Here is a 2288-nt window from a genome sequence, read left to right on the forward strand (position 1 = left end):
TCACTCACTGGCAAAGGGGTAAGAGCAACCCAAGATTTGATTCTAGAACATATCAAGCTCGATTACGATACATTTATTAATTCTGCTTACTTACGCCAAGGCCGTGCAGATGAGTTCATGCTCAAACGCCCCACGGAACGCAAAGAAATTTTAGCGGAGTTGTTGAAACTCAATCAGTATGATGATTTGGAAGAACGGGCAAAGGAATCTTCTCGTCAGTTCAAAGCAAGGGCAGTAGAGTTAGAGCGTTCTTTGGAGTCGATTAAAATTCAGTTGCAACAACGCGAGACAACCCAAGCGCAAAGAGTGGAGTTAGAAGCCGAACTCAACCAACTGCAACAGGTGCAAGCTTTTGATAATATTCAATTACAAAGTTTGCAAGTTGTCCAGCACCAGCGCCAAAATTGGGAACAACAACTCAATTTTGTAAAACAGCAATACCAAAATCTTACCCAAGATTGCGATCGCCTCCAACAAGAACAATCAGCTATTGGCTCTCAGCTATCAGATTTAGAAAAAATATTACACCAAGAAGCTGAAATTAAAGCTGGATACGCCCAATATCAAAGTCTCCAATCTCAAGAAGAAGCCTTTGCTGCCAAATTTGAAGAATACACCCGCGCTGGGCAGACTCGCCAACAAAAGCAACAACAGCTTACCAAACAAATTCACGAAATCGAACGGCAACTGCAACAAGCCCAAGCCCAAATCGAAGCTTTGCAGCAACAAGAGCGAGATATTCAGCAAACTCTGACTAAATCAGGTGAAGTAGAAGCTGCTTTGTCACAACTAACCGCAGCCCGTCACCATGTTGGGCGTTTAGATCAATTGCAAATGCAAGTTACTCCCTTGTTGCAGCAACGAGCAACTTTACAAAGCCAACTCGATCGCACTCATGCTGGTTTAGTCGCGCGACTCGAACAACTCCAAAGTACTGAAAACCAATTGCAACGCCAGCACCGTCGCCAGCCGCAACTGCAACAAGCGGTGATGGATGTGGCAATCCAGATTGAAGAACTGGAGAAAAAGCGGGTTTATCTGCAACGAGTCCAAGAAAAAGGGCAAGAAAGGCGGCACTTTATCGAACGCCTGCAAGCTCATCAACGCGACTATGAAAAACTGCTGGGAGAATTAGAGCAGAAATTGCAAATGCTCCAAAATCCTGAAGCACTTTGTCCATTATGTGAGCGTCCTTTAGACGAACATCACTGGAGCCGGGTAGTGGAAAAAACCCAGGCTGAGTTAGAGGATACTCAAGGGCAGTTTTGGGTAGTGCGAGAACAAATGGCTGTATCAGACAGAGAAATACAGGTACTTAGGCAGGAATATCGGGAAATTTCCCAACAGTTGGCGGGCTACGATGGTTTACGCGAACAACGGGGACAGTTGGCAGCCCAGTTAGAAGCTACAACTGATGTCCAACAACAGTTACAGCAAATTGCTGCTGAAAAACAACATTTAGAGCGATCGCTCCAAGCTGGTGATTACGCTCCCGATAAACAAGCCGAACTCCGGCAGCTAGACCAATATCTGCAACAAGCTAATTATAATGAACAAGACCACGCCCTCGCCCGGAGTGAAGTTGAACGGTGGCGATGGGCAGAAATTAAACAAGGGCAGATTAAGGATGCTACTAAGCGACAAGCGCAACTATTAGCCCGAAAACCAGAATTACAATCCCAAATTGCTCAATTACAAGCCAAAATTCAGCAGGATCAGATTGATTCTGAATGTGCTAAACAAATCGCGGCTCTTGAGCGTCACATTACCGAAATTGCCTACAGTTCCGAGCAGCACAACAATCTGCGTATAGCTGTCCGCCAAGCTCAATCTTGGCATTTGCGGTATCAACAACTCCTATCAGCCCAGCAGCAGTATCCGCAACTCCAGACGAGATTGCAAGAGTTAGAGGAATCTAGAAGCGCCAGAGTAACGGAACGGCAAAAACTTGGCGGACAAATCGAAAGCATTATCCAGCAACTACAAGCAACAGCTAACCCATCTGCCCAAATTCAAGCTTTAGAGCAGCAGTTAGCAATACGCAGACGCCAACTCGATGAGCAAATTGCCAAATTAGGGCGTTTAGAGCAGTTGGCGCATCAACTAGAAACGCTGCAAATTCAGTATGAACAACAGCAGCAGCAACTCCAATCTTGCAAGCAGGAATATCGTGTTTATCAGGAATTAGCACAAGCTTTTGGTAAAAATGGTATCCAAGCATTGATGATTGAGAATGTGTTACCGCAACTGGAAGCCGAGACAAATCAACTCCTTTCGCGGCTGAGTGG

The 2288-nt window shown here is 45.5% G+C and carries 1 protein-coding gene; it reads left to right on the top strand.

Annotated elements, in window-relative coordinates; translation table 11 throughout:
• Positions 1-2288: SMC family ATPase (locus VE944_RS03340; protein ID WP_324972246.1), on the top strand; the 2288-nt coding region annotated here is incomplete at both ends.

The sequence above is a fragment of the Nostoc sp. genome (assembly GCF_035638895.1).
In the GTDB taxonomy this organism is placed as follows: domain Bacteria; phylum Cyanobacteriota; class Cyanobacteriia; order Cyanobacteriales; family Nostocaceae; genus Nostoc.